This window comes from Xenorhabdus bovienii, assembly GCF_024721015.1.
Taxonomy (GTDB): domain Bacteria; phylum Pseudomonadota; class Gammaproteobacteria; order Enterobacterales; family Enterobacteriaceae; genus Xenorhabdus; species Xenorhabdus bovienii.
The window spans coordinates 1-19,750 of sequence record NZ_JANAIF010000025.1 but is presented as its reverse complement, the minus strand read 5'-3'; the positions used below and the strand labels follow the sequence as shown (position 1 = coordinate 19,750).

The 19,750-nt window shown below is 43.8% G+C and carries 18 protein-coding genes and 6 tRNA genes; 15 read left to right on the top strand and 9 right to left on the bottom strand.

The annotated features are described in order from the left end of the window. The first annotated feature begins 128 nt into the window (after positions 1-128). A complete protein-coding gene (locus NXS07_RS08685) occupies positions 129-551 on the top strand; it encodes a GNAT family acetyltransferase (protein WP_038186872.1) in 423 nt (140 codons plus the stop codon). Between the two features lie 26 nt (positions 552-577). Here NXS07_RS08685 and NXS07_RS08680 read toward each other — a convergent pair whose 3' ends face one another. After that, the gene (locus NXS07_RS08680; RefSeq protein ID WP_155271871.1) at positions 578-991 is read right to left on the bottom strand and encodes a hypothetical protein; all 414 of its coding nucleotides are present in this window, start codon (positions 989-991) and stop codon (positions 578-580) included. Between the two features lie 188 nt (positions 992-1,179). Here NXS07_RS08680 and NXS07_RS08675 point away from each other — a divergent pair, with 188 nt between their 5' ends. The 6 genes from NXS07_RS08675 (at position 1,180) to cysM (ending at position 6,860) form a co-directional block, all read left to right on the top strand. Next, on the top strand, positions 1,180-1,800 hold the full coding sequence (locus NXS07_RS08675) for an RpoE-regulated lipoprotein (protein ID WP_051863094.1): 621 nt from the start codon (positions 1,180-1,182) through the stop codon (positions 1,798-1,800). A 226-nt stretch (positions 1,801-2,026) separates the two neighbouring features. Continuing rightward, a complete protein-coding gene (locus tag NXS07_RS08670; protein ID WP_038224437.1) occupies positions 2,027-3,064 on the top strand; it encodes a sulfate ABC transporter substrate-binding protein in 1,038 nt (345 codons plus the stop codon). Then, entirely contained in the window at positions 3,064-3,897 is an 834-nt protein-coding gene (gene cysT, locus NXS07_RS08665; RefSeq protein ID WP_258086563.1) for a sulfate/thiosulfate ABC transporter permease CysT, read from the top strand. Before NXS07_RS08670 ends, cysT begins: the two co-directional genes overlap by 1 nt. Then, positions 3,897-4,736: a sulfate/thiosulfate ABC transporter permease CysW gene (gene cysW, locus NXS07_RS08660; protein ID WP_238125624.1), complete on the top strand. Its 840-nt coding sequence runs from the start codon at positions 3,897-3,899 to the stop codon at positions 4,734-4,736. The genes cysT and cysW overlap by 1 nt, the downstream gene beginning before the upstream one ends. Before the next feature lie 20 nt (positions 4,737-4,756). Then, positions 4,757-5,845 carry a sulfate/thiosulfate ABC transporter ATP-binding protein CysA gene (gene cysA / locus NXS07_RS08655; RefSeq protein ID WP_238125623.1) on the top strand — a complete coding sequence of 363 codons (1,089 nt, stop codon included), beginning with the start codon at positions 4,757-4,759 and terminating at the stop codon, positions 5,843-5,845. Positions 5,846-5,978: 133 nt separating this feature from the next. After that, a complete protein-coding gene (gene cysM / locus NXS07_RS08650) occupies positions 5,979-6,860 on the top strand; it encodes a cysteine synthase CysM (RefSeq protein ID WP_038205513.1) in 882 nt (293 codons plus the stop codon). Between the two features lie 205 nt (positions 6,861-7,065). Here the strand turns inward: cysM and crr are convergent, their stop codons facing one another. From crr to cysZ, 5 genes are all read right to left on the bottom strand, one after another. Continuing rightward, complete coding sequence (gene crr / locus NXS07_RS08645; protein ID WP_038186854.1) at positions 7,066-7,575, bottom strand: PTS glucose transporter subunit IIA; 510 nt, start codon at positions 7,573-7,575, stop codon at positions 7,066-7,068. 48 nt (positions 7,576-7,623) lie between these two features. Beyond that, positions 7,624-9,351 carry a phosphoenolpyruvate-protein phosphotransferase PtsI gene (gene ptsI, locus NXS07_RS08640; RefSeq protein ID WP_038224429.1) on the bottom strand — a complete coding sequence of 576 codons (1,728 nt, stop codon included), beginning with the start codon at positions 9,349-9,351 and terminating at the stop codon, positions 7,624-7,626. A gap of 133 nt (positions 9,352-9,484) precedes the next feature. Next, positions 9,485-9,742, bottom strand: a complete 258-nt coding sequence (gene ptsH, locus NXS07_RS08635; protein WP_038196259.1) for a phosphocarrier protein Hpr — start codon at positions 9,740-9,742, stop codon at positions 9,485-9,487. A 382-nt stretch (positions 9,743-10,124) separates the two neighbouring features. Then, complete coding sequence (gene cysK, locus NXS07_RS08630; protein ID WP_038224426.1) at positions 10,125-11,078, bottom strand: cysteine synthase A; 954 nt, start codon at positions 11,076-11,078, stop codon at positions 10,125-10,127. 308 nt (positions 11,079-11,386) lie between these two features. Continuing rightward, on the bottom strand, positions 11,387-12,142 hold the full coding sequence (cysZ, locus tag NXS07_RS08625; RefSeq protein WP_038224424.1) for a sulfate transporter CysZ: 756 nt from the start codon (positions 12,140-12,142) through the stop codon (positions 11,387-11,389). A 219-nt stretch (positions 12,143-12,361) separates the two neighbouring features. Here cysZ and zipA point away from each other — a divergent pair, with 219 nt between their 5' ends. The 4 genes from zipA to NXS07_RS08605 all read left to right on the top strand — a co-directional run bounded on the left by zipA (position 12,362) and on the right by NXS07_RS08605 (position 17,085). Continuing rightward, positions 12,362-13,291 (top strand): cell division protein ZipA, encoded by a 930-nt coding sequence (gene zipA / locus NXS07_RS08620; protein WP_258086552.1) that lies wholly within the window; start codon positions 12,362-12,364, stop codon positions 13,289-13,291. A 61-nt stretch (positions 13,292-13,352) separates the two neighbouring features. Continuing rightward, a complete protein-coding gene (gene ligA / locus NXS07_RS08615) occupies positions 13,353-15,371 on the top strand; it encodes an NAD-dependent DNA ligase LigA (protein WP_258086551.1) in 2,019 nt (672 codons plus the stop codon). 184 nt (positions 15,372-15,555) lie between these two features. Next, positions 15,556-16,746, top strand: a complete 1,191-nt coding sequence (locus NXS07_RS08610) for a NupC/NupG family nucleoside CNT transporter (RefSeq protein WP_238125617.1) — start codon at positions 15,556-15,558, stop codon at positions 16,744-16,746. A gap of 120 nt (positions 16,747-16,866) precedes the next feature. Next, positions 16,867-17,085: a DUF3820 family protein gene (locus NXS07_RS08605; RefSeq protein WP_258086550.1), complete on the top strand. Its 219-nt coding sequence runs from the start codon at positions 16,867-16,869 to the stop codon at positions 17,083-17,085. Positions 17,086-17,213: 128 nt separating this feature from the next. Here the strand turns inward: NXS07_RS08605 and NXS07_RS08600 are convergent. From NXS07_RS08600 to gltX, 3 genes are all read right to left on the bottom strand, one after another. Beyond that, a tRNA-Ala gene (locus NXS07_RS08600) sits at positions 17,214-17,289 on the bottom strand. A gap of 69 nt (positions 17,290-17,358) precedes the next feature. After that, a tRNA-Ala gene (locus NXS07_RS08595) sits at positions 17,359-17,434 on the bottom strand. A gap of 198 nt (positions 17,435-17,632) precedes the next feature. Next, a complete protein-coding gene (gene gltX, locus NXS07_RS08590) occupies positions 17,633-19,048 on the bottom strand; it encodes a glutamate--tRNA ligase (protein WP_046336588.1) in 1,416 nt (471 codons plus the stop codon). 268 nt (positions 19,049-19,316) lie between these two features. Here gltX and NXS07_RS08585 point away from each other — a divergent pair. The 4 genes from NXS07_RS08585 to NXS07_RS08570 all read left to right on the top strand — a co-directional run bounded on the left by NXS07_RS08585 (position 19,317) and on the right by NXS07_RS08570 (position 19,748). Continuing rightward, positions 19,317-19,392 (top strand) — tRNA-Val (locus NXS07_RS08585). 47 nt (positions 19,393-19,439) lie between these two features. Beyond that, a tRNA-Val gene (locus tag NXS07_RS08580) sits at positions 19,440-19,515 on the top strand. A 42-nt stretch (positions 19,516-19,557) separates the two neighbouring features. Next, positions 19,558-19,633 (top strand) — tRNA-Val (locus tag NXS07_RS08575). A 42-nt stretch (positions 19,634-19,675) separates the two neighbouring features. Beyond that, a tRNA-Lys gene (locus NXS07_RS08570) sits at positions 19,676-19,748 on the top strand. The last annotated feature ends 2 nt before the right edge of the window (positions 19,749-19,750 follow it).

Here is a 19,750-nt window from a genome sequence, read left to right as displayed (position 1 = left end):
TTGGGTTAGTTTATGGCGATAGACAGTATACCTGTTAGTCTCAGTAAACGCATTTTCATATTGATTCCAAAATAAAAGTAGTGATAATTAACGTTGATTCAACCGTTTATTAAATAGGCTGACTAACTATGGAAATTCGGGTATTTCGGCAAGATGATTTTGAGGCCGTCACCACACTTTGGGAACGCTGTGATTTGATTAATCCCGGTGATGATCCAGAAGTAGATATTGAGCGTAAGTTAACCCATGATGCTGATTTATTTCTAGTTGCTGAAGTTGCGGGAGAAGTGGTTGGTACAGTTATGGGCGGCTATGATGGGCATCGTGGACATGCTTATTATCTAAGCGTTCACCCTGAATTCAGGGGCAGGGGAATTGCTAATGCTCTGATATCCCGTTTGGAAAAAAAATTATTGGCGAGAGGTTGTCCGAGTATTTTGATTCTGGTTTCAGAAGAAAATGATGCAACGATTTGTATGTGTGAAAAAATGGAATATGATTATTTGGGGCAAGAAAATACTATTTTTTGTAAGCGTCTGATTATTGATTAAAGATAAAATGGCTGAACAGTATTATTTTATTCGGCCATTATTGAATTATACAGTACTAAATTAATTATCTTTATTATAAAATGGCTCAAGCATCTCTGATATTTATTTTGCAAAGTAAATAATTTCTTTGACGTAATGGGGATATTATCTCCGATACTAGAGATAATTCTAACTTGAATTTTCCCTTCGTTATCTAGATATAGTTGATAATGATCATGGATGGGAGATTCTGGTTTCCCTTCTAATATAATAAAGAGACAAGGAGATTGAATATGAGATTTATTTTCCTGAGATATCGTGATTTTTTCCTGATTTGTAGTGTGATTCAACTTGTCATGAATATTAGAAGGCAAAACCAATTTTTGATCTGAGGCTCTCGCCATGACAGATACGCTTAAAGAGATAATAAATACCGTAATAATCACCTTTTCATTCATCATATTCTACCGTAACATCATTCTTTAGATGAAAGTGATGTTATCGATCATTGTGTCAACCTATCGTCAATGTTGTATCGTTCTTGTTTTTTTGGCATTTTTGTTGATGAAATGTTTCATATTCACAAATGAATGTTTTTTTAAGAGTGTGGTTTACATAACCCGTCAATAGATATAAAGGTAAAACAGTAATGGGTAAATTTTTTGTATTTAATTTATTGTCGAAACAGCGAGTTGTAGCCGTTAGTAGTTTATTGGGAAGTTCGCTGTTATTAAGTGCCTGTGCTGGAATATCAGAATTTTCATGGTCTTCGTTATCACCTTTGGAGTGGTTTGGCAGTACCTTACGCGTCTCCGAACAAGGTGTTGGGGAAGTTAATAAACAGACAGACATGGTTCAATCTGCGATTGAACAAGGCTTGAAAGGCAAATACCGCCTGCGCAGTGGGATGGAAACTCAAAATGGCAAATTCGTCAGCATCATTCAGGGAATGGAGGGGAATCAGGTAAAAATCGAATTATCTGGTTTGGCTAAGGGGAAGGTTGATCGTATTGATGTGTTGGATGACGGGGCGAAAACCGTGTGGGGAACAAAAATAGGCACGCCTTTCTCCGAGCTGTATGACAAAGCGTTTGGTGTGTGTCATCGTTCCAGTGATTTCACTACGCAGCCAACCGTGATTTGTATTGCACCGCAAAGCCAGCATATCAGCTACGTGTTTACCGGAACGTGGGATGGCCCAGAAGGGTTAATGCCTTCTGATGATGTCCTGAAAAATTGGAAAATTTCGCGGATTATTTGGAAATCCTGACGAAGCTTTAAAGAGAGTTTGTGATGAAGCAGAGCTCTCTTTTCATCCGTTTATATATTATCTTTTGAATTGATAACCCCTACATTTCCTATAGCTTATCGCGTTTCATCATTTCTCATAAAAACTCGGTATATAAAACAGGGGATAGTAAACTACCCTGTTATAAATATTCTGGATACAGTATGAAGAAATCGTTGTTGAATAGGCGTCACGGGTAAGGTGTTGGATGAAAACAGTGGCAATAAACAATAAATTATTGAGCGGGTTGGTTGCAGTAGCACTTTTGGGTCTTATCAGCGCCTATAGTGCCAACGCTTATGCTGTCGGATTATTGAATAGTTCTTACGATATTTCGCGAGAGTTATTTTCTACCTTGAACCCTCAATTTGAAAAACAATGGAATGCACAGCATCCACAGGATAAATTAATTATTAAGCAATCCCATGCAGGTTCATCCAAACAGGCATTGAGTATTCTACAGGGGTTACGGGCTGATGTCGTGACGTACAATCAGGTGACGGATGTTCAGATCCTGCATGATCGCGGCAATCTTATTCCTGCTGACTGGCAGCAGCGCCTGCCAAGTAACAGTTCACCTTACTATTCCACTATGACTTTTCTGGTTCGCAAAGATAATCCCAAACAGATCCATACTTGGGATGATTTGGTGCGTCATGATGTGAAGTTGATTTTTCCAAACCCGAAAACGTCGGGTAATGGGCGTTATACCTATCTGGCGGCATGGGGCGCTTTCCAACAGCAAAATGAGCAGAACCCGGTGAAAGTTCGCCAACTGATGCGGCGTCTTTTGCAAAACGTAGCGGTATTTGATACTGGGGGGCGGGGTGCAACGACTTCATTTATTGAACGGAGTCTGGGCGATGTTTTGATTAGTTTTGAATCTGAAGTCAATAACATTCGTAAACAGTATGGTGCAGATAATTATGAAATCATTGTGCCTCCGGTAGATATTTTGGCTGAGTTTCCTGTGGCTTGGGTTGATAAAAATGTTCGCAAAAATGGAACTGAAGCCGTGGCCAAAGCTTATTTGAATTACCTTTATAGCCCCGCAGCGCAGCAGATCATTGTGAGCTTCAATTATCGTGTAAATGATAAAAACGTCATGGAAGCACAGAAACCTCGTTTTCCTGAAACCAGACTGTTTCGTCTGGAAGAACAATTCGGTAGCTGGCCGCAGGTGATGAAAACACACTTCAACACGGGCGGTATGTTGGATCAGTTATTGGCGGAAGGACATAAATGATGTTAGTGGCATCCGGTAAACGCGTACTGCCCGGATTTGGGCTGAGTTTGGGCAGTAGCCTGTTTTATACCTGTCTGATCTTGTTATTGCCATTAAGCGCTCTGGCCGTACAGCTTTCGAGTATGACATGGGCTCAATATTGGCAGGTGATTGTAAATCCGCAGGTTGTTGCCGCTTATCAGGTTACATTGCTGGCCGCTGCTGCGGCCAGTTTGTTCAACATGGTTTTCGGGATGTTGATGGCGTGGATACTGACTCGTTATCACTTTCCTGGTCGCAGTTTGCTTGACGGGTTGATGGATTTGCCATTTGCTTTGCCGACTGCCGTGGCAGGCTTAACTCTGGCCACCCTGTTCTCTGCAACAGGGTGGTATGGCGCTTGGCTGAGCAATTTTAACATCAAGGTAGTGAATACTTGGCTGGGAATTGCAGTTGCGATGGCATTTACAAGCCTACCGTTTGTCGTCCGCACAGTGCAGCCCGTTCTTGAAGAACTTGGCCCCGAATATGAGGAAGCGGCGCAGACATTGGGCGCTAGCCGCTGGCAGACTTTCCGGCGAGTTATCCTGCCTGAAGTTTCACCCGCATTGATGGCCGGAACCGTACTCTCTTTCACTCGCAGCTTGGGGGAGTTTGGGGCAGTCATTTTTATTGCAGGCAATATTGCATGGCAAACAGAAGTGGTTTCCCTGATGATTTTCGTCCGTCTGCAAGAATTTGATTATCCGGCTGCTAGCGCGATTGCTTCGGTGATCCTTGCGGCATCGTTGTTACTGCTGTTTAGCGTCAATATATTGCAGAGTCGGTTTGGTAAACGGATCGGTGGGCATTGATGACTGAATTCTCTGAATACACAGTGGCACAGCGCTCTTCTATCAACTGGGGAAAATGGGTACTGATTGGTACGGGCATACTCGTTTCTACTCTGATGCTGGTAATCCCGATAATGTGGATTTTTTTGACCGCTTTTTCGAAAGGGTTCGATCTCGTTAAACAGAATCTTTTTGATCCCGATATGCTGCATGCTATCTGGCTGACGGTGATGATTGCGCTTATCACAGTCCCTATCAATCTGATTTTTGGTGTGATGACCGCTTGGCTAGTCACTCGATTCCAGTTTCCCGGCAGGCAGTTATTGCTGACACTGATCGATATTCCGTTTGCTGTTTCGCCTGTTGTGGCAGGGCTGCTTTATCTGCTGTTTTACGGTGTCAATGGTTGGATGGGGAGCTGGCTGGGTTCTTATGACATTCAATTAATGTTTTCATGGCCGGGTATGGTACTGGTGACGGTATTTGTGACATGCCCATTTGTTGTCCGTGAGTTGGTGCCGGTGATGTTAAGTCAGGGTAGTCAGGAAGATGAGGCTGCAATATTGCTGGGCGCTTCTGGTTGGAAGATGTTCTGGCGTGTGACATTACCGAATATTCGCTGGGCATTGCTATATGGCATCGTTTTGACCAATGCTCGGGCGATTGGGGAATTTGGCGCAGTTTCTGTGGTATCAGGGGCGATTCGGGGTGAAACCTATACGCTGCCTTTGCAGGTTGAGCTGCTGTACCAGGATTACAACACCGTGGGTGCATTTACGGCTGCGGCTTTATTGGCAGTGATGGCGATTATCACTCTGATGGTCAAAAGTGCTGTTCAGTGGCGCTTAAGCCACCAGTAACGGGAGATCAGGAGCAAGATATGAGTATTGAAATCAGTAAAATCAACAAGTCTTTTGGCCGAGTCCAGATACTGAGTGAGATTTCACTAGGTATTGAATCTGGTGAAATGGTTGCACTACTTGGCCCGTCCGGTTCTGGTAAAACGACGCTCCTGAGGATTATCGCGGGGCTTGAGCAGCAAAGTGCAGGGCAGTTGAAGTTTAATGGTCAGGATGTCAGTCGAGTGCATGCGAAAGATCGGCGAGTTGGCTTTGTATTCCAGCATTACGCCCTATTTCGCCATATGAACGTTTTTGATAACGTCGCTTTTGGTTTGACTGTGCTTCCACGTCGTCAACGCCTGAGTGGTGAGGCGCTCCGCAGTAAGGTGATGGCATTGCTTGATATGGTTCAGTTATCCCACCTTGCTGATCGTTACCCGTCACAACTGTCTGGTGGGCAGAAACAGCGTGTGGCATTAGCAAGAGCATTGGCAGTGGAACCGCAGATCCTGTTGCTGGATGAGCCGTTTGGTGCTTTGGATGCACAGGTACGCATGGAGTTGCGCCGCTGGTTACGGCAACTTCATGAAGAACTGAAATTTACCAGTGTATTCGTTACCCATGATCAGGAAGAAGCGATGGAGGTAGCGGATAGAGTGGTGGTGATGAATCAAGGGTGTATTGAGCAAGTTGGTACGCCGCAACAGGTGTGGCGAGAGCCAGAAAGCCGTTTTGTGCTTGAATTCATGGGAGAGGTCAATCAATTACACGGTGAAATCAAAGGTTCCCAATTATGGATTGGGGGAAAAATTTTTCCATTGAATGTGACACCATTACATCAGGGGAATGTTGACGTGTTTTTCCGCCCATGGGAAATGACTCTTAGTACCCAACAAACTGCATCTTGTCCTTTACCTGTTCAAATTGTGGAAATCAGTCCGCGTGGCCATTTTTCTTTGTTGTCTGTCTTGCCGGTGGGGTGGGGAAAAGACCTCTTATCGGTTATCTGGCAGGGTAATTCACCCGTTCCAGTTAGGGGAAATCAGTATTTTATGGGGGGTACTGGAGCTAGACTGTATGCAGGTGACTTGTCATTAAAAGTGCTCAGACTCGCTGAATCAGCTTGATTTAACTATATTTTATTACCGTCAACCCGTCTCTCGTCATTTGGGGGAGCGGGTATTTTTTGTTTAAGATCTTGCTACAGTTTTCTGAATATGATTATTTTGTTGTCCACTCTCATATGAATTAGGTAATGCTGTGGCAAGCTTGGAAGATTTTATAGGCAATACTCCGCTGGTTAAATTACAACGACTCACTGAAAGTGTTGATGCGGAAATTTGGGTAAAACTGGAAGGTAACAATCCTGCTGGTTCCGTGAAAGACAGGGCTGCATTTTCAATGATCCAGCAGGCTGAATTACGGGGAGAAATTGCGCCGGGAGATGTGCTCATAGAAGCAACGAGTGGCAATACTGGCATTGCACTGGCTATGATTGCGGCAGTTAAAAATTATAAATTGAAATTATTAATGCCTGAAAATATGAGTCTTGAACGGCAGGCATCAATGCGGGCTTACGGTGCAGAATTGATTTTGGTCAGTAAAGAATTAGGCATGGAAGGTGCACGGGACTTAGCGCAGAAAATGGAACAAGAGGGAGAAGGGAAGGTTCTTGACCAGTTTAATAATATGGATAATGCACTGGCGCACTTCAATACAACTGGCCCGGAAATCTGGCAGCAAACGCAGGGACGCATAACGCATTTTGTTTCCAGTATGGGAACGACGGGGACAATTATAGGAGTGAGCCGCTACCTGAAATCTCAATCAGATAAAGTGCACACTACGGGATTGCAGCCTGCAGAAAATAGCCAGATCCCCGGTATTCGCCGTTGGTCTCCCGCTTATATGCCCGGTATTTACAAAAAAGAGTTGGTGGACCAGCTTTTGGATATCACGCAAATGGAAGCCGAAACGACAATGCGGCTATTGGCGCAGAAAGAAGGCATTTTTTGTGGTGTCAGTTCTGGCGGTGCTGTTTCAGGGGCACTGCGCATTGCGGCTAAAAATCCAGGGGCGGTCATTGTAGCGATTGTCTGTGATCGTGGTGACAGGTATTTATCTACTGGGGTATTTAATTAAACGCCTACCCCCTTTGGGTATATGTTATTTGGCATTAAACGTCGTTTTTTGACTGAGCAGCAAACCACAAAAAAATCGCCCCTGTATTATTAGGCTTAATCGGTAAAATACCTGATAAAACAGTGGCGATTCATCAACCATCCGCAAATAAGCAGGATCTGCAAACAGGAAAAGAGCGGAAAACGTGTTCCCGATGATTTTTCTGTTATTTTTTGATACGCATGATGACAGATTCACCTACAACTACAGATCCACTCACTTTAGACAATTCTTTAATTTCGTCCATGTTAGAAATAACAACAGGAGTTAATGTTGATTTAGCCCTTTCTTCCAGAAATGCCAGATCAAACTCTAAAACCAGATCGCCTTTCTGTACTCGTTGACCTTCTTCGGCAATGCGTTTAAAGCCTGCACCTTTCAGCTCAACGGTATCAATACCAAAATGAACGAACAGTTCAACCCCGCTATCAGATTCGATAGAAAAAGCATGGTTAGTTTCGAAGATTTTACCAATGGTGCCATCAACAGGAGCGACAATTTTGTTGCCGGCAGGTTTAATCGCGATACCATCCCCAACGATTTTTTCGGCAAAAACAACATCTGGAACATCTTCGATATTGACTATTTCACCTGACAATGGGGCGATAATCTCAATACTGCCGCTGTTTTTTTTATCATCTGAAACCAGAGATTTCAGTTTATCAAGCAGACCCATGAATCTTCTCCTAATTGTTTTAATGGGACCGTGTTTTGGCTGACGTAGCTAGCAGAGTGTTTTTTCTCTGGTAAAGGTGTCAACCAAATCCATCAATTCCTGTGCAGTCGGCTGAGATAAGGCTTGCTCTGCCAGCGCTTTCGCATCATCGTAATTAGTATTACGAATGATTTTCTTGATGCCCGGGATTGATATCGCGCTCATGCTGAACTCATCCAATCCCATGCCTAAAAGCAACAGCGTAGCGCGTTCATCACCCGCTAGCTCTCCACACATGCCCGTCCATTTACCTTCTGCGTGTGAGGCATCAATAACCTGTTTGATGAGGCTTAACACCGCTGGTGACATTGGGTTATAAAGATGAGAAATCAGCTTATTACCACGGTCTACCGCAAGAGTATACTGAGTTAGATCGTTTGTCCCAATACTAAAAAAGTCAACTTCTTTTGCAAGATGATGAGCAATGGTTGCAGCAGCGGGTGTTTCCACCATGATGCCGACTTCAATAGATTCATCAAATGCTTTGTTTTCATCACGTAACTGGTTTTTGAGCAACGCCAGTTCTGCTTTTAGCTCCCTAATTTCCTCAACTGAAATAATCATTGGGAACATAACGCGGAGTTTACCAAATGCAGAGGCTCGCAGGATAGCACGCAATTGAGAATGTAAGATTTCTTTACGATCAAGGCAAATCCGAATTGCACGCCAGCCAAGGAATGGGTTCTCTTCTTTTGGCAGGTTCATGTAAGGCAAATCTTTATCACCGCCGATATCCATAGTACGGATAATGATGGCTTGGTTGCCAACGGCTTCTGCAACCGCTTTATATGCCTCAAACTGCTCGTCTTCAGTAGGCAGCGTATCGCGATCCATAAACAGGAATTCGGTGCGGTATAGGCCTACACCTTCGGCGCCGTTGCGCTCTGCACCCATGACATCACGAACTGTACCGATATTGGCACAAACTTCAACTTGATGGCCATCCAGTGTAATAGCAGGTAAATCTTTCAGTTTTGCCAGTTCTGTTTTTTCTGACAGATACTCGTTTTTTGCCTTTTTCAGTTGATCGATTTCGGCATTAGACGGGTTCACATAAATCTGGTTATTAACCGCATCCAGAATCAGGTAACTGCCATTTTTGATTTGAGTTGTTGCGTTGGTAGTACCGACGATTGCGGGTAATTCCAGAGAGCGAGCCATAATCGAGGTATGGGATGTTCGGCCACCCAAATCAGTGATGAAACCCAGCACTTTATCCAGATTGAGTTGGGCGGTTTCCGATGGAGTTAAGTCATTGGCAATGAGGATAGCTTCTTCTTCAATAGTGCCTAAATCGATAATCGGCATACCCAGAATATTTTTCAGCAGGCGTTTACCAATATCGCGAACATCGGCCGCACGCTCTTTCAAATATTCATCATCTAGTTCTTCCAGTGCTTTGGCCTGATCTTCAATAACGGAATAAACAGCGGCATCTGCTGTTGCCAGATTTTTCTTAATCAGGGTAACAATTTCCTGTTCCAGCTCTTCGTCTTCCAGCAACATGATATGGCCTTCGAAGATCTCAGCCTTTTCTGCACCCAGATTTTTTTCGGCTGTTTTTCTAATTATTTCTAACTGTACGGAAGATTTGTCTCGACCCTGTTTAAAACGGGAAATTTCTTGTTCGGTTTGTTCTGTAGTAATTTTTTTCTGATTGATAATGATGGGGTCTTCTTTCAGCAATAATGCCTTGCCGAAAGCAATGCCTGGTGATACTAAGATGCCTGAAATCATACTATATGACCTTACTGCGGGTGATTACCTTCCATTAAGCCTTCAAGGGGGAGGCTCTAAATATCCCCAGATTTTATTTATCTGGGGATGGAACTCGGTGAAATGAAACAAATTGGCTTTATTAAGCGGGCAATTATTCCAATTCACCCATCAGCTTAACTAAATGTTCAACAGCATGCTGTTCATCTTCGCCGTCAGCGGAAATTGTTACAGCAGTACCTTGAGTCAGTCCCAGCGTTTGCAGCTTAAACAGGCTTTTCGCACTGGCAGATTTGCCACCAGAAGTAAGAGTGATGTCAGAAGAGAAACCTTTTGCTTCTTTGACGAACTGCGCAGCAGGGCGAGTATGGAGGCCATTTGGTGCAGTAATAGTGACTTCTTGCTGGAACATAGTATTTCCTCAATAACTTAAATATTCGTTGATAAGCCCTAGAAAATTCTAAAGCTAGTGTAGCTGAACCCGCTTTGGCTTGTACAACCGTTAAATTGATAATGAAATAAGGTGTATTTAGGCATTATCAAAAAATTAACACACTCGATGCATTCAATTGTTGGTTTTATGTTAATACACACTATCCGAGTATTTGTTGAATTGGATGGTGCTTTTCATTCTGGCTCAGCGATTAATTTCGTGCATCAAAATAATTACTGGTTAAATACTAAAGCTACTTGAATAAATCATCTAGGAAAGTTTTAAACTTTGATCTGATGCACAAAAAAGCACCCTTAAGGTGCTTTTTTGTCAATGAAATTGAAAAAAGTCAGAGTGATTTTTAATCATTGGCTAAGTCGGCAAACAGGGCGGTACTGAGATAACGTTCAGCCGAAGAAGGCAAAATAACCACGATATTTTTATCTTTATATTCGTCTTCCTGAGATAACCTGACGGCGGCAGCGACAGCGGCTCCTGAGGAAATTCCAGCAAGAATTCCTTCTTTTTCAGCGAGTTCTCTCGCTGTTTTAATGGCTTCTTCATTACTGACTTTAAACACACGGTCAACTAATGTTAAATCCAAGTTATCAGGGATGAAACCAGCCCCAATTCCCTGTATCTTGTGTGGGCCAGGCTTAAGTTCTTCACCAGCAAGTTTCTGGCCGATCACAGGAGAATCTTCTGGCTCTACAGCAACGATAGTGACTTGTGCGGCTTGTGTATTTTTCAGGTAACGAGCAACCCCTGTGATTGTGCCTCCAGTCCCTACGCCTGCAACGAAAGCACCGATATCGCCATCGGTAGCTTCCCAGATTTCTGGGCCTGTGGTTTTTTCATGAATTTCAGGGTTCGCCGGATTACTGAATTGTTGTAGGAGAATATAACGGTCTGGATCGCTATCACGGATTTCGTCAGCTTTATCAATGGCACCTTTCATGCCTTTCGCGCCTTCGGTCAGCACCAGACTGGCTCCCAGCGCTTTCAGCAGCTTGCGGCGCTCAAGACTCATGGTTTCAGGCATAGTAAGGGTCAGCTTATAGCCACGGGCAGCCGCAACGTAAGCAAGAGCAATACCGGTGTTGCCACTGGTTGGTTCAATAAGTTCTTTATCTTTGGTCAGGATGCCACGTTTTTCAGCGTCCCAAATCATGTTGGCACCGATTCGGCATTTCACGCTGAAACTTGGATTGCGGGATTCTATCTTTGCCAGAATGCGGCCATTACCAAAATGTTTTAAACGTACGAGTGGAGTGTGACCAATAGTCAACGAATTGTCTTCATAAATTTTGCTCATTATTCGATTGCCCCTTAAATACCCTTAAACATCGGATAACCATACGCTAACATCTTATTTATGGAAATAGAGTTTAAGTCTATTCTTATTATATAAAAGAATATTCGTTGATTTTTTATATTATTTACTTTGTTTATGATAAGAATAACTATTCCGCCATTTATGATTTTATATAGTTATTTCTGCGCCGTGATGGTTACAGTTAATTAAAGGTAATGGCTAACACAAAACCCCGGTGTATTTTTGATACATCAGGGCATGGTGTTATTTAAAAAGGAAAAAGTGGTTTAATGGGATGCGTTATGGTGTCAAGCGTGTTGAGCACGATAGCGGTCAACCCACATGGCTGTAGCTCCACAGACTGCAACGGGCATAATGAACAGGTTTACTACCGGGATTATGGTCAATACACTAACGGCTGCACCAAATTGAAGATTGTCAATTTTGTTTTGTCGCAGGGTACTGCGCATAGTAGAAAAACTAACTTTGTGATTATCAAACGGATAATCGCAGTATTGGATAGCCAACATCCAGGCACTGAAAATAAACCAGAGGACAGGAGCGATGGTTTGACCAATACCTGGAATGAAATATAGCAACAGCAGTACGAGCGCACGCGGAATATAGTAGAGGATCTTTACTACCTCGCGTTTTAAAATACGGGACGTATCTTTTATCAAATCGACCATGCTAGTGTTCGGCGCTGGAATGCCAGTTAATTCAGCTTCCAATTTTTCGGCCAGTAATCCATTGAATGGTGAAGCAATAAAATTAGCCAGCATGCTGAAAAAATAGGTAAAAATCAGCAAAATCGAGACGACAGCCAGTGGCCACAGCAAATAACTCAGCCATTGCATCCAATCTGGTATTTTATCGAGCGCCCATAGTATCCAGCCATCCAGTTTATGGTACAACCACCAGAATGAACCACCCAGCAATAAGATATTGGCCAGTAAGGGTAATAAAACGAATCTCTTGATGCCGGGGCGGGTTATCAGATGCCAACCTTGTGCAATATAATGAAACCCGCTCAAATGTTTTGGCAGTTTTGTCGAATTCGTCATATTTTCTTATTCTCTCCTAGATGATTGAGACGGTATGATATAGGCAGGATTTTCTACTGACCAGTAGTTTTGTGTGTAAAAAATATCCGAAAAAACAGGGTATATCTCCTTTATGGTAAGAAAAGTATGTAGAGACTTGCACTTGTGCTATTTGACAAATACTCTTATCTAAAGAATATTCCGCCGTGGTGGCAATTAATTTAAACAACAGAGATAGCAATGATGCAGGATTTGCGTCTGATATTAATCGTTGTTGGTGCGATAGCCATAATAGCTTTGCTATTACATGGGTTGTGGACCAGCTGCAAAGAGCGTTCGTCACTCTTTCGTGATCGCCCAGTTAAACGTCATAAACAGGAGCGTCAGGAAGAGCTCGACGATAATGATGGCGATGAACTGTTTGATAATTCGTCAAAATCGTATGTTCAAGAGTCAGTCAAGCCTCGTAATGAACATCGCGAAGAGCCTGTTATTAAACGCTCTGCACCTGAGTTATCAGCGGTAGCGCTTGATGAGGTTTTTGATCCTTTGCTTTCAAATCAGCAACCTGGAGCACCAGGGGCAAAAGTAAAAACCGTTGAGAAATATCAGGAAGAGCCACAGCTTAGCTTATTTGAGTCTACTGAGCAGAGTGCTGAGGCAGCAGAATCGGTTGTCAATACGGCAGTTGTGGAAGAACAGCTGAACGTATTGGAAAATGAAACTGTGGGCGAAGTTGAGCAAGTCAAAAAAGAAACAGTGCTGGTATTACATGTCTCTGCCCATCATGGTCAGGAGCTTGATGGCGAAGCACTGCTTCAAAGCATTTTGCAATCTGGCTTCCGGTTTGGTGATATGAATATCTTTCATCGTCATTTGAACCCGGCGGGCAGTGGAGCGGTGCTGTTCAGTCTGGCTAATATGGTAAAACCAGGCTCGTTCAATCCAGAACTCATGGACGATTTCAGCACCCCTGGAATTTCCATGTTTATGCTTGTGCCATCATATGGTGATGCTAATCAGAACTTTAAACTGATGTTGCAGGCAGCACAGCGGATTGCTTCTGATGTGGGTGGCGTTGTGTTGGATGGTGAGCGAAAAATGCTCACGCCACAAATGATCGAACGCTATAAGGCGCGTATTCGCAATACGCTCAATGCCTGCGAATAAATCTTCTTTTTTAGTACCAAGCCCCCGCTAGCCGGGGGTTTTTCATGTCTGGTGAGAAGTTATGGAAAATATTATCGAAAAAATCAACAAACTAAGAGCAACATTGCGTCATCACGAGTATTTGTATCATGTTATGGATGCGCCAGAGATCCCTGATGCAGAATATGATCGCTTAATGCGAGAATTAAAAGTACTGGAAGAGCAGCATCCAGAGTTGATTACGGCGGACTCTCCAACCCAGCGTGTTGGTGCGGCACCATTAACGGCATTTGAACAGGTTCGTCATGAGATCCCGATGCTGTCTTTGGACAATGTTTTTGATGAAGAAAGTTATCTGGCATTTGACAAGCGTGTTCGCGATCGTCTGAAAGATAGTCGGGATTTGGTGTTTTGCTGTGAATTGAAACTCGATGGACTGGCGGTTAGCTTACTGTACGAAGATGGTGAATTGGTACAGGCTGCGACTCGTGGTGATGGCACGACGGGGGAAAACATCACCGCCAATGTTCGTACTATTCATGCCATTCCTCTGCGCCTAAAGGGGAATAATATTCCAGCTCGTGTTGAAATTCGTGGTGAAGTTTTCATGAAGCAGGGCGGGTTTGAAAAACTCAATGACGAAGCGCGTCGTAAGGGCAACAAAGTATTCGCTAATCCACGTAATGCAGCCGCAGGATCACTGCGCCAGCTTGATCCTCGTATCACGGCCAAGCGGCCATTGACCTTTTGTTGCTATGGCGTAGGTGTTCTGGAAGGCGGAGAATTGCCGGCGAGCCATTACGAACGCCTGATGCAGTTCAAACAATGGGGTTTGCCAGTCAGTGACAAAGTGGAATTATGCCAAGGGACTCAGCAAGTCATCGATTTCTACCATAACATTGAGCAGCAGCGCCCGATATTGGGTTTTGATATTGATGGCGTTGTTATCAAAGTGGACTCCCTTGAATTACAGGAAACGCTGGGTTTTGTTGCCAAAGCGCCCCGTTGGGCAACGGCTTTCAAGTTTGCTGCTCAGGAACAGATAACCATCGTGCGTGACGTTGAATTTCAAGTGGGACGTACTGGCGCTATCACACCTGTTGCACGTTTGGAGCCGGTGCAAGTTGCAGGGGTAATAGTCAGTAATGCCACACTGCACAATGCGGATGAAATTGAACGTTTGGGGCTGCGTATTGGGGATACCGTGGTTATTCGTCGTGCGGGTGACGTGATCCCAAAAGTTGTTAGTGTTGTACAGGATAAAAGGCCAGCCGAAAGTCAGGAAGTGATTTTTCCTGAATACTGCCCAGTTTGTCGCTCGGATATTGAGCGAGTCGAAGGGGAGTCTGTGGCGCGTTGTACTGGTGGGTTGTTTTGCGGTGCGCAGCGCAAAGAAGCGCTCAAACATTTCGTTTCCCGTCGAGCCATGGATGTTGATGGTATGGGAGAAAAGATCATTGAGCAGCTTGTCGATAAAGAATATGTCAAAACACCTGCCGATCTTTTCCGTCTGACCGCTGGAAAATTAACGGGTCTTGAGCGAATGGGGCCTAAGTCTGCTCAGAATGTGATTGATGCCTTAGAGAAATCCAAGAAAACTACATTCGCTCGTTTTATCTATTCTCTGGGAATTCGTGAAGTCGGGGAAGCGACCGCAGTTAATTTGGTTTCATATTTTGCCACATTAGAAAAACTGCGAGCAGCAGATACTGAAGCATTAATCGCGGTGCAGGATGTGGGGGGTGTAGTTGCTAGCCACGTCGTGAATTTCTTTAACGAACTGCATAATCAGACTGTGATTGATGACCTCATTGACAATATCGGAATTCACTGGGAATCAGTTGAAACGCTGCAGTCAGACACAGTTGGTAACCCATTTGCTGGTAAGATTGTGGTTTTGACAGGCTCGCTAAGCCGTTTATCCCGGGATGAGGCTAAAGATAAGCTGACAGCGCTGGGCGCGAAAGTGACAGGCAGTGTTTCCAAGAAAACGGATTTAGTCATTGCTGGCGAAGCTGCGGGTTCTAAATTAGTCAAAGCCACGGAATTGGGAATAGAAGTCATTGATGAAGAAGAAATGCTTCGTCTGTTAGGTGAATAAATATACCCAATAGACTTCAAATTGCAGCCAACACGTTCCTGACTAAAGTGTGAGCGAGTTTGCTAAATGGGAATTTATTTCCGTTTACATAGTGAATTATTGTGATAATAATCACAATTTACTATTATGCATTACATAAAATGCAATTATAAATTTGTACTTCGTCATGTCTGGAGTTCTTTTTATGTCTCATATTTTTCATTTTATCCTTGCTCTAGTTGTTATTGGCGGTCTGGCGATTTTTGCGAGTAATAACCGAAAAGACATACGGGTTCGCTATATCATTCAGTTGCTTGTTATTGAACTCGTTCTGGCGTGGTTTTTCCTGAATTCTGATGTTGGGTTAGGGTTTGTCAAAGGGTTTGATAACCTTTTTGTCCACTTGTTGTCTTATGCAGCGGAAGGAACCCGCTTTATCTTCGGCGGTATGATAGAAGCGAAACTGGCCTTCTTTTTCTTGAATGTCCTTTGCCCGATTATTTTCATTTCTGCTCTGATTGGTATCCTGCAACATATTAAAGTGCTGCCAATTATCATTCGTGTGATTGGTACTGTGTTGTCCAAAGTGAATGGCATGGGCAAACTGGAGTCTTTCAATGCGGTTAGCTCATTGATTCTGGGGCAGTCAGAAAACTTCGTCGCTTATAAAGATGTACTGGATAAGATGTCTGAGCGTCGCATGTACACGATGGCGGCGACGGCAATGTCTACGGTTTCTATGTCTATCGTAGGCGCTTACATGACGATGCTGGATGCAAAATACGTAGTCGCTGCACTGGTACTTAACATGTTCAGTACCTTTATCGTTCTGTCACTGATCAACCCTTACTCTGTCGAGAGCGAAGGGGATATCCAAATGAACAACCTGCACGAAGGGCAAAGTTTCTTTGAAATGCTGGGCGAATATATTCTGGCGGGTTTCAAGATAGCTTTAATCGTAACGGCCATGCTGATTGGTTTTATCGCATTGATTGCGGCTATCAATGCGATTTTTGACATGATATTTGGTATCTCCTTCCAAGAATGTCTGGGATATGTATTCTATCCATTGGCATGGATCATCGGTATTCCTAGCGATGAAGCCTTTAAAGTAGGCAGCATTATGGCAACTAAACTCGTTTCCAATGAATTCGTCGCAATGCAGGGTCTGCAAGATATTGCAGCACAATTGAGCGAACGTTCAAAAGGTATTCTGTCAGTATTCTTGGTTTCCTTTGCAAACTTCTCCTCAATTGGGATTGTGGCTGGAGCTATTAAAGGCCTGAATGAGAAACAAGGGAATACTGTTGCACGTTTTGGTCTGAAATTGCTGTTCGGTTCAACGCTGGTAAGCTTCTTATCTGCGGCAATTACAGGGTTGGTGTTAAGCATGTAATCGACTCAGTAGATTGAGTTTGATTCGCATCCACATGCGATAATAGAAAGTGGCGTCTTGGCAGATGCCACTTTTTCTTTTATATCTATATCGAGCTATCTTTATAAAAAGGCTGACATGATGAATAAAGAAAATTTACTGGAGATTGCCAACACGGCCATGCCGTTCGGAAAATATAAGGGGCGGATGCTGATAGACCTCCCAGAAGAATATTTACTCTGGTTTGCCCGTAAGGGAGAGTTTCCACAAGGCAAACTTGGGGCGTTAATGGAGATGACTTTTGCCATCAAAATTGAAGGGTTGGATTCGTTGGTCAAGCCATTGAAAAATTGTGACTAAAACACTCTTTGTCTCCGGCATTTGTCCTTCTCAAACATACAGTACAATAACAAGCAGAGATAAACACGCCAGAGATAAGCACATAAGAAAAATCCCTGAAAACTTGCGTCTTCAGGGATTCAAAATTTTGGTGGAGCTAAGCGGGATCGAACCGCTGACCTCTTGCATGCCATGCAAGCGCTCTCCCAGCTGAGCTATAGCCCCACAAATGTGGTTCAGGTTTTGAATTCCAAGTATTGATTATCGTGTTTCATTACGAAAAGGATAAGTATTTGGTGGAGCTAAGCGGGATCGAACCGCTGACCTCTTGCATGCCATGCAAGCGCTCTCCCAGCTGAGCTATAGCCCCAAATCAAAATCCTGTGGAACGGGGCGCATAATATGAAACCCAGAGAATTCTGTCAACGAATTCATTAATATTCTCTGCGTAAGTGCTGAAAAAGTCATCAATATTCGTCTGCGATAGTAAAAAATAAAGGCACTGCAATAAATTGAGTGCCTTTATTATTTTTTGTCATTTAGATAAATGACGATTTACGGTGCTGTTTTATTGCGCTTCACGCTGGGCAATATAGGTCAATGCTTTATCAATACGAGACAATGAACGTGATTGATTGATGGCATGAATAGTGACATCAACACTTGGCGATTGGCCGGCACCGGTGACCGCGACACGCAGTGGCATACCGACTTTACCCATGCCTACTTCCAGTTCGTCAGCCGTTGCTTGAATGGCGTGATGGATATTCTCTGGTGTCCATTCAGTGATAGCAGCCAGTTTCGCACGCGCAACTTCCAGTGGTTGACGGGCAACCGGGCGCAGATGTTTCTTCGCGGCATCAACATCAAATTCTGCAAATTCTTCGTAGAAGTAGCGGCAGGATCCTGCCATTTCTTTCAGTGTTTTGCAGCGCTCACCCAGTAGTTTGATCAGAGCAACTAGTTCTGGGCCAGTACGGGTATCGATACCCTGCTGCTCAATGTGCCATGCCAAATGAACCGCGACTTGTTCAGCTGGCAGGGTATTGATGTAGTGATGGTTCAACCATTGCAGCTTTTCAGTATTGAATGCACTGGCTGATTTGCTGATGGCATCAAGGCTGAACAGCTTGACCATTTCTTCAACGCTGAAAATTTCCTGATCGCCATGTGACCAACCCAGACGAACCAAATAGTTCAACAGCGCTTCCGGCAGATAGCCATCATCACGGTATTGCATCACACTGACCGCGCCATGACGCTTGGACAGTTTTTTACTATCATCACCCAGGATCATGGAAACGTGGGCATATTCTGGAACAGGAGCACCTAGGGCTTTCAGAATATTAATCTGGCGTGGCGTGTTATTGATGTGGTCTTCACCACGTACAACGTGCGTGATTTCCATATCCCAGTCATCAATCACAACACAGAAGTTATAAGTTGGCGCTCCGTCGGTACGGCGAATGATCAAATCGTCCAGCTCCTGGTTGCTGAACTCAATTGGGCCACGGATGCTGTCATTAAAAATGACGGAACCTTCCTGAGGATTGCGGAAACGCACAACGTGTGGCTCATCATGGCTATGCTGGCACTCGCTATCACGGCAGCAGCCATCATAACGTGGCTTTTCGCCATTCGCCATCTGGGTTTCGCGCAGTTGTTCCAAATGCTCTTTGGAACAGTAGCAGCGGTAAGCAGTACCTTGCTCCAGCATTTCATCAATAACGTGGTTATAACGGTCGAAACGTTTGGTCTGATAATAAGGGCCTTCATCCCAATTCAGATTTAACCAGTTCATTCCGTCCATAATTGCATCGATGGCTTCTTGAGTGGAACGCTCCAGATCGGTGTCTTCAATTCGTAGTACAAATTCACCTTTGTTGTGGCGACTGTATAACCAGGAATAAAGAGCAGTACGCGCACCACCAACGTGGAGATAGCCAGTAGGACTTGGTGCAAAACGGGTTTTCATTTTACTCATCGGGAATTGCCTTAATTACGTTTCATTTTTTAGAGAACGTTTTGGATGGTCAAAGTAACAATAGTGGGGGGTATTTTATCACTGCACTTCAATTCCTCAATGGCGTTAACAGTAGGTTATTGAGAAAAGCCAATATCTATTGCTTAAATGATACCCTAACGTGATTATAATTGTTTCATTCTGTTTAATTTTACGACGAACGAAGATTTTAATAATAAAAACCGTTGACTCACCTTGAACTATCCCTATAATGCGACTCCATCACGACGGGCGATTAGCTCAGTTGGTAGAGCATCTCCCTTACAAGGAGGGGGTCATCAGTTCGAATCTGGTATCGCCCACCATCTCTCTCGTAGTGATAAATGTAGTGATAAAAAATGATTTTTTGATTGGGCGATTAGCTCAGTTGGTAGAGCATCTCCCTTACAAGGAGGGGGTCATCAGTTCGAATCTGGTATCGCCCACCAATCATAAATCAGTGGTATTGATGTCGTTGTAGTCATTGAAGTGGGCGATTAGCTCAGTTGGTAGAGCATCTCCCTTACAAGGAGGGGGTCATCAGTTCGAATCTGGTATCGCCCACCACTTCATCAGATTGTTTCGCAGTATCACATTGATATTTAAAATGGGTCGTTAGCTCAGTCGGTAGAGCAGTTGACTTTTAATCAATTGGTCGCAGGTTCGAATCCTGCACGACCCACC

Bases quoted from the DNA above. Each gene is read 5' to 3' on its own strand.
- cysW (WP_238125624.1), top strand. From the start codon at position 3,897: ATGACTGAATTCTCTGAATACACAGTGGCACAGCGCTCTTCTATCAAC.
- NXS07_RS08685 (WP_038186872.1), top strand. From the start codon at position 129: ATGGAAATTCGGGTATTTCGGCAAGATGATTTTGAGGCCGTCACCACA.
- gltX (WP_046336588.1), bottom strand. From the start codon at position 19,048: ATGAGTAAAATGAAAACCCGTTTTGCACCAAGTCCTACTGGCTATCTC.
- ligA (WP_258086551.1), top strand. From the start codon at position 13,353: ATGGAAAATATTATCGAAAAAATCAACAAACTAAGAGCAACATTGCGT.
- cysA (WP_238125623.1), top strand. From the start codon at position 4,757: ATGAGTATTGAAATCAGTAAAATCAACAAGTCTTTTGGCCGAGTCCAG.
- zipA (WP_258086552.1), top strand. From the start codon at position 12,362: ATGATGCAGGATTTGCGTCTGATATTAATCGTTGTTGGTGCGATAGCC.
- NXS07_RS08670 (WP_038224437.1), top strand. From the start codon at position 2,027: ATGAAAACAGTGGCAATAAACAATAAATTATTGAGCGGGTTGGTTGCA.
- NXS07_RS08675 (WP_051863094.1), top strand. From the start codon at position 1,180: ATGGGTAAATTTTTTGTATTTAATTTATTGTCGAAACAGCGAGTTGTA.
- ptsH (WP_038196259.1), bottom strand. From the start codon at position 9,742: ATGTTCCAGCAAGAAGTCACTATTACTGCACCAAATGGCCTCCATACT.
- NXS07_RS08610 (WP_238125617.1), top strand. From the start codon at position 15,556: ATGTCTCATATTTTTCATTTTATCCTTGCTCTAGTTGTTATTGGCGGT.
- cysT (WP_258086563.1), top strand. From the start codon at position 3,064: ATGTTAGTGGCATCCGGTAAACGCGTACTGCCCGGATTTGGGCTGAGT.
- ptsI (WP_038224429.1), bottom strand. From the start codon at position 9,351: ATGATTTCAGGCATCTTAGTATCACCAGGCATTGCTTTCGGCAAGGCA.
- crr (WP_038186854.1), bottom strand. From the start codon at position 7,575: ATGGGTCTGCTTGATAAACTGAAATCTCTGGTTTCAGATGATAAAAAA.
- cysZ (WP_038224424.1), bottom strand. From the start codon at position 12,142: ATGACGAATTCGACAAAACTGCCAAAACATTTGAGCGGGTTTCATTAT.
- NXS07_RS08680 (WP_155271871.1), bottom strand. From the start codon at position 991: ATGATGAATGAAAAGGTGATTATTACGGTATTTATTATCTCTTTAAGC.
- cysK (WP_038224426.1), bottom strand. From the start codon at position 11,078: ATGAGCAAAATTTATGAAGACAATTCGTTGACTATTGGTCACACTCCA.
- NXS07_RS08605 (WP_258086550.1), top strand. From the start codon at position 16,867: ATGAATAAAGAAAATTTACTGGAGATTGCCAACACGGCCATGCCGTTC.